Source organism: Rhodanobacter sp. FW101-FHT13A11 (assembly GCF_058790335.1).
On record NZ_JBYTCN010000016.1, the window covers coordinates 60,402 to 66,731 of the forward strand.

General features: G+C 69.5%; 8 protein-coding genes. 3 read left to right on the forward strand and 5 right to left on the reverse strand.

What is annotated here, in order from left to right; translation table 11 throughout:
• Positions 1-8 precede the first annotated feature (8 nt).
• Together AC3WRN_RS15320 and AC3WRN_RS15325 are read right to left on the reverse strand one after the other, a co-directional pair.
• Positions 9-641: a FapB/FapC family functional amyloid domain-containing protein gene (locus AC3WRN_RS15320; RefSeq protein WP_492623609.1), complete on the reverse strand. Its 633-nt coding sequence runs from the start codon at positions 639-641 to the stop codon at positions 9-11.
• Positions 642-648: 7 nt separating this feature from the next.
• Positions 649-1,161: a FapA family amyloid fibril periplasmic chaperone gene (locus AC3WRN_RS15325; RefSeq protein ID WP_492623610.1), complete on the reverse strand. Its 513-nt coding sequence runs from the start codon at positions 1,159-1,161 to the stop codon at positions 649-651.
• A gap of 322 nt (positions 1,162-1,483) precedes the next feature.
• On the opposite strand from AC3WRN_RS15325, the gene AC3WRN_RS15330 reads away from it, so the two are divergent.
• Together AC3WRN_RS15330 and AC3WRN_RS15335 are read left to right on the forward strand one after the other, a co-directional pair.
• The gene (locus AC3WRN_RS15330; protein WP_492623611.1) at positions 1,484-2,710 is read left to right on the forward strand and encodes an acetylornithine/succinylornithine family transaminase; all 1,227 of its coding nucleotides are present in this window, start codon (positions 1,484-1,486) and stop codon (positions 2,708-2,710) included.
• Between the two features lie 24 nt (positions 2,711-2,734).
• Positions 2,735-3,154 carry a VOC family protein gene (locus AC3WRN_RS15335; RefSeq protein WP_492623612.1) on the forward strand — a complete coding sequence of 140 codons (420 nt, stop codon included), beginning with the start codon at positions 2,735-2,737 and terminating at the stop codon, positions 3,152-3,154.
• A gap of 1 nt (position 3,155) precedes the next feature.
• Here AC3WRN_RS15335 and hemL read toward each other — a convergent pair whose 3' ends face one another.
• Together hemL and thiE are read right to left on the reverse strand one after the other, a co-directional pair.
• Positions 3,156-4,436, reverse strand: a complete 1,281-nt coding sequence (hemL, locus tag AC3WRN_RS15340) for a glutamate-1-semialdehyde 2,1-aminomutase (protein WP_492623613.1) — start codon at positions 4,434-4,436, stop codon at positions 3,156-3,158.
• Positions 4,433-5,071, reverse strand: coding sequence for a thiamine phosphate synthase (gene thiE, locus AC3WRN_RS15345; protein ID WP_492623617.1), 639 nt, complete (start codon positions 5,069-5,071; stop codon positions 4,433-4,435). Before thiE ends, hemL begins: the two co-directional genes overlap by 4 nt.
• Before the next feature lie 120 nt (positions 5,072-5,191).
• On the opposite strand from thiE, the gene AC3WRN_RS15350 reads away from it, so the two are divergent.
• Positions 5,192-5,389: a rubredoxin gene (locus tag AC3WRN_RS15350; RefSeq protein WP_068091984.1), complete on the forward strand. Its 198-nt coding sequence runs from the start codon at positions 5,192-5,194 to the stop codon at positions 5,387-5,389.
• A gap of 220 nt (positions 5,390-5,609) precedes the next feature.
• Here the strand turns inward: AC3WRN_RS15350 and AC3WRN_RS15355 are convergent, their stop codons facing one another.
• Positions 5,610-6,062: a DUF192 domain-containing protein gene (locus AC3WRN_RS15355; RefSeq protein WP_492623614.1), complete on the reverse strand. Its 453-nt coding sequence runs from the start codon at positions 6,060-6,062 to the stop codon at positions 5,610-5,612.
• Positions 6,063-6,330 lie beyond the last annotated feature (268 nt).

Consider the following 6,330-nt stretch of genomic DNA (forward strand, 5'->3'; position numbering starts at 1 on the left):
GGTGGTGGTTACCGCGGTGTGGGCGGCACGGACAACAACAGCTGGTTGCCCGTGGCGTTGCCAGAACCCGCGGCCTGATTGAGTTGCACCACGCCCTGGTAGCCCCGCATCGCCGACGACTCGACGCTCACGCTGCGCGTGCCGCCGCCGGATGACGGGGTATTCCCGGGGTGCTGCCCCCCTGCCGACGCGGAAACGGCGGTGGACAGGGCGTCATCCGTCGCTTCGCGTATGCCTTGTGCGGTCAGCGCGGCGGCAACGGCGTTGAGCTGCGCGTTGCTGCTGCCACTGGCCTGGTTGATCGAGGCGAGTCCATTGCCGTCCGCCAGCGCCTGCCCGCCGATGCCGGCACTGGCCGCCAGCGGGCGGTCGCCGCGGTTGTCGAGTTGCAGTTGCAGACTGTGGATACTGACGCTGCCGCCACTGGCGAAGGCGCGCAGGTTGGCTTGCTGGTTGAGATCGCCGGCGGCCATGTTCACCGCGACGGCGCCGCTGGCTCCGCGCAGCGCGTTGCCGTCGATGCGGGTGTTGGCGAGATAGCCGAGCATGACGGCGTAGTCGTCGTCGCCGGCATGAGCCGGTGTACCGGGCCAGGCCGTGGCCAGCAGGCATGCGACGAGCAGGAGGGCGAGGCGGATCATGGTCGGTTCAATGACCGGTGGGCGCCGGCATCGCGGCGGGCAGTTGCGACAGCGCGCCGCGCACCTGGTCGCCGATGCCGCGGGTAGTGTCGCCTACCGCGCCGAGCGGTCCGGCCATCGCGTTGCCGATGCCGAGGCCGGCGGTAGTGCCGTTGCTGCCGTTGCCGCCGCCCAAGGTGCCGCCGAGCGCGTTGCCGACCATCTGCTGGACCACGGTGCCGTGGCCGCCGTGCTGCGGGGAGCCCGCGTCGAGGCCGGCGAAGTCCGCGTCGCTGAGTTCGTCAGCGCCGAGCGCACGGGCGAGCTCGCGGCGCGGCGAGGGGTCGACCATCAGCGCCATGCCCGGCGGGGCTGGGCGATAGGCCGGCCGCGTGTTGACATTGCGCAGCAGCACCATGTCGCCTGGCTTGGCCTGCACGGCCAGATGGGCGTCGGCGGCGCACGCCGACGACGACAGCAGCGACGCACCCAGCACCAGCAAAAGGCCGTCGATGAGTCGTTCGTGGTGGCTCGGACGCATGGGTGTTCCCCGTCGGTTCCCCATGGACCGTGAGCAATCCGCGTGCCACGTCGGGGAAAGGCCGTGGTGGCGCGCTTTGCGCTCTTCGGCATGGGGTCGGCGACGGGGCATGGCGTGTCATGCCGGATACAGCGCGGCATGGCGGCGGCCGCCCGATGCGCGCGAGACGCGGCCTGGCGCGGCCCGATGGCGGCATGTAACGGCGGCGATACAGCCCGTGCATCGGTGTTACATCGCTTCGGATTGTGTGTGGATGCAGCATGGCTCTACGATGTGCGTCTGCGCCGTCCCCGCGCTCCGCGCCGTCCTCCCGAGAGCCATCATGCACAAGCCCCCTCCTGCCCTGATCGAACTCGGCAAGCGCTACTGGTTGCCCGTCTACAAGCCGCGCGAGCTGGTGCTGGATCACGGCAAGGGTGCGCGGGTATGGGATACCGAGGGGCGCGACTACGTGGACTTCGGCGCCGGCATCGCGGTGAACGCGCTGGGCCACCAGGACCCGGAGCTGGTCGTCGCGCTGACCGCGCAGGCGCACAAGCTGTGGCACAGCAGCAACGTGTTCTACACCGAGCCGCCGCTGCGTCTGGCCGAGGAGCTGGTGCGGGCCTCGGGTTTCGCCGAGCGCGTGTTCCTGTGCAACTCCGGCGCCGAGGCGAACGAGGCGGCGATCAAGCTGGTGCGCAAGTGGGCGGCCGCGCAGGGCCGCGCGCCGGAACGGCGCGTCATCATCACCTTCAAGGGCTCGTTCCACGGCCGCACGCTGGCCACGGTCACCGCCACCGCGCAGCCGAAGTACCAGCAGGGCTACGAGCCGCTGCCGGCGGGTTTCCGCTACCTCGATTTCAACGACGCGGAGGCGCTGGAGGCGGCATTTGCCGCCGGCGACGTCGCGGCGGTGATGCTGGAGCCGGTGCAGGGCGAGGGCGGCGTGGTGCCGGCCGCGCCGGGCTTCCTCAAGCGGGTACGCGAGCTGTGCGATGCGCACGGCGCGCTGATGGTGCTGGACGAGATCCAGTGCGGCATGGGCCGCACCGGCACGCTGTTCGCGCATGCCCACGACCACGTGCGGCCGGACATCGTGACCCTGGCCAAGGCGCTGGGCGCGGGCTTCCCGATCGGCGCGATGCTGGCCGGGCCGAAGGTGGCCGAGGTGATGCAGTACGGCGCCCACGGCACTACCTTCGGCGGCAATCCGATGGCCGCGGCGGTGGCGCGCGTCGCGCTGGCCAAGCTGTCCTCGGCGGCGGTGCTGATGAACGTGGAACGGCAGGCGAACGACCTGCGCGCCGGGCTCGCGCGCATCAACCACGAGTTGGGGCTGTTCGCCGAGGTGCGCGGCCGCGGCCTGATGATCGGCGCGGTGCTGGCCGACCCGTACAAGGGCAAGGCCGGCGCGGTCCTCGACCACGCCGCCGCCCGCGGCTTGCTGCTGTTGCAGGCCGGCCCGGATGTGCTGCGCTTTGTGCCGCCACTGACCATCACCGATGAGGAACTTGCCGACGGTCTCGCGCGCCTGCACGCGGCGTTGAGCGATTTTGCGGCAGGCTGAGGCCCGCCGGTCAGGAGCATCCCGATGAAATACCTGCACACCATGGTGCGCGTGCGCGACCTCGACGCCTCGCTGCGGTTCTATTGCGAAGGCCTCGGCCTGCGCGAGGTGCGCCGCAAGGAGGTGCCGGAAGGCAAGTACACGCTGGTGTTCCTGGCCGCGCCGGACAGCCCCGAGGCCGAGATCGAGCTCACCTGCAACTGGGGCTCGACCGAGGACTACGGCAGCGCGCGCAACTTCGGCCACCTCGCCTTCCGCGTGGAGGACATCTACGCCACCTGCGCGCGCCTGCAGGCGATGGGCTGCATCATCCACCGCCCGCCGCGCGACGGCCACATGGCGTTCGTGCGTTCGCCCGACCTGATCTCGATCGAGCTGCTGCAGGAGGGCCACTTGCCGCCGCGCGAGCCGTGGGCGTCGATGCCGAACACGGGAAGCTGGTGAATCAGCCTTTCGCCTCGCGCAGCGCCTCGCGCGCGGCCTGCAGGGTGTCGGCGAGGTCCTGGTCGCTATGCGCGCTGGACAGGAAGCCCGCCTCGAACGCCGAAGGCGCCAGGTACACGCCGCGCTTCAGCATGCCGTGGAAGAAGCGGTTGAACAGCGCCACGTCCGCGGCGGTGGCCTGCGCGTAGCTCTGCACTTTTTCGGCACTGAAGAACAGGCCGAACATGCCGCCGACGCGGTTGGTGCTGAACGCGATGCCTTCGCCGTCGGCGACGGACTGGAAGCCGTCGCAGAGCAGGCGGGTGCGGGCGGCGAGCCGGTCGTGGAAGCCGGGCGCCTGGATCAGCTCCAGCATCGCCAGGCCCGCCGCCATCGCCACCGGGTTGCCGGACAGCGTGCCGGCCTGGTAGATCGGGCCGGCCGGTGCGATCTGCTCCATCAAGTCGCGGCGGCCGCCGTAGGCGCCCACCGGCATGCCGCCGCCGATGATCTTGCCGAACGTGGTGAGGTCCGGCGTCACGCCGTAGTGCGCCTGCGCGCCACCCAGCGCCACGCGGAAGCCCGTCATCACCTCGTCGAAGATCAGCAGCGCACCCGACTGCGTGCACAGTTCGCGCAGGCCTTGCAGGTAGCCGTCCACCGGCGGGATGCAGTTCATGTTGCCGGCGACCGGCTCGATGATCAGGCCGGCGATCTCGCTGCCGTGCTCGGCGAACAGCGCCTGCGCCGCGGCGAGGTCGTTGTAGGGCAGGGTGAGCGTGAGGTCGGCATTCGCCTTCGGCACGCCCGGCGAGGTCGGCACGCCGAAGGTCAGTGCGCCGGAGCCGGCCTTGACCAGGAAGCTGTCGCCGTGGCCGTGGTAGCAGCCCTCGAATTTCACGATCTTGCTGCGGCCGGTGGCGCCGCGCGCGAGGCGGATCGCCGACATGGTGGCCTCGGTGCCGGAGTTGACCATGCGCACCATCTCGACCGAAGGGATCAGCCGGGTGATCGTCTCGGCCATGGTTACCTCGGCCGGGCAGGGCGTGCCGAACGACAGGCCGTTCTTCACCGCGCGCTCGACCGCTTCGCGCACGGCGGGGTGGTTGTGGCCCACGATCATCGGCCCCCACGAGCCGACATAGTCGATGTAGCGCGTGCCTTCCACGTCCCACAGGTACGCACCGTCTGCGCGCGCGGTGAAGAACGGTTCGCCGCCGACCGACTTGAACGCGCGCACCGGCGAGTTCACGCCGCCGGGCATCAGCTTCAGGGCGCGCTGGAAGAGTTCGTGGTTGCTCATCGTGCGGGTTCTCGATCGGAGGGATACAGGTCGGCGAAGCGCCGTGCGGCGGTGCGCACGTCGGTGGCGGCGAACACGGCGGAAATCACCGCCAGGTAGTCCGCGCCCGCCTCGACCAGCGAGCCGCCATTGTCCGGCGTGATCCCGCCGATCGCCACCCGCGGCACGCCCAGCGCGGCGCTTTGCCTCAGCAGTTCGAGCGGCGCGCGCGGCGCCAGCGGTTTGGTCGGCGAGGGGAAGAACGCGCCGAACGCGACGTAGCTCGCGCCGGCGCGGGCCGCCGTTTGCGCGCGCTGCAGCGAGTCGTAGCACGATACGCCGATGATCGCATGCTCGCCGAGCGCCGCGCGGGCGCTGGCCAGGTCGCCGTCTTCCCGGCCCAGGTGCACCCCGTCCGCGCCCACCGCACGGGCCAGCGCAATATCGTCGTTGATGATCAGCGGCACGCCATGGCCGCGGCACAGCTGCTGCAGCGCGGCCGCCTCGGCGTGTCGCCGGGGTGCGTCGGCGCTCTTGTCGCGATACTGCAGCAGCCGTGCGCCGCCGGCCAGCGCCTGTGCGACTGCTGCCAGAAGATCGGCGCGCGGCCCGTTGGTGATCGCATACAGGCCGCGGCCGGGATGCGCAGTGAGCATGTTCAAGGCATGACCTCGTGGGCGGGGGTGTGGGAACAGGCGGTGATGTTCCATGCTTTCGCAATGGCTGGCGAGTTGCGAGAATGGACAATTCCATTGCGATCCCGAGAAGTCCCGACCATGAGCCAGAGTTCCACCGAAGCCGCTGCCTTGCGCAAATGGATGTGCGTCGTCTGCGGCTACATCTACGATGAAGCCGCAGGCGTACCCGACGAAGGGATTCCCGCCGGCACCCGCTGGGCGGACGTGCCCGACACCTGGACCTGTCCGGATTGCGGCGCCACCAAGGCCGACTTCGAGATGATCGAGATCGACTGAACGCCGGTTCCTGCCAGCAAACGGCCCGATCCCGTCAGCGTATTGGCCGGGCCGCCTGTTCTGATGTTCCTGCGCCCGCTCGCGTGGCGCGTCATGCAAGGAACATCGTCATGCGACAGTTCATTCCGTTCGAAGACGACTGGGACGTCCTGGAGAGCCTGCGTCCCGAGGACCTGATTCCCTACCGGGTCGGCATGCTGGATGCGGGCGGCGCCTCCGCTCAGCGCACCGTGCCGATCTCCCCGTCGATCTTCAGTTCGTCGCCGTGCCGTACGCCGATGCGCTGCACCGCGCCGGCGGACAGTTCCAGTACGTAGCGCGCAGGCGCATCGCTCGGGTAGGTCGTGCAGGGATCCGCCTTGCACGGCGGCACGTCCAACTGCATCGAGACCAGCCGGCGATCCGCATCGAAATACAGGATGTCCAGCGGGATCAGCGTGTTCTTCATCCAGAATGCCTGCGGCTCCGTGTAGGGAAACACGAACAGCATGCCGTGGTCGGGCGCCAGCGTGGTGCGCATCATCAGGCCATGCTGGCGACTGGCACCGTCGGTGGCGAGCTCCACCGAGAAACGCTGCCCGTGCAGCACGACAGCCATTCCTGCGTGCTGTGCGGGAGCGCTGCCGGAACAGCCGGCCAGCAGCAGGAGCAGCGGAACAAGCCATCGTTTCATCGCGGTACTCGTCGCAGTCGGCGGGGTGTCATGCAGTGTAGCGCTGCGGCCAGCCGCGCTTTTCACGCGCACAGTGCACGTGCCCCTTCCCAGAAGCGCCGCTCGGCGCTATGATTCTCGCCCCTTCGACGAAACGCCCTTTCGCGAAGGTCTCCGCGACATCCCGCGCTGAAAAATTTCTCCGCTGCGGATGTTGACGGACGTAAAAAGCGATGTAGAATGGGCGGCTCACCCGGGACGAAAGGTCTCGGGGCGATCACCGAAAGGG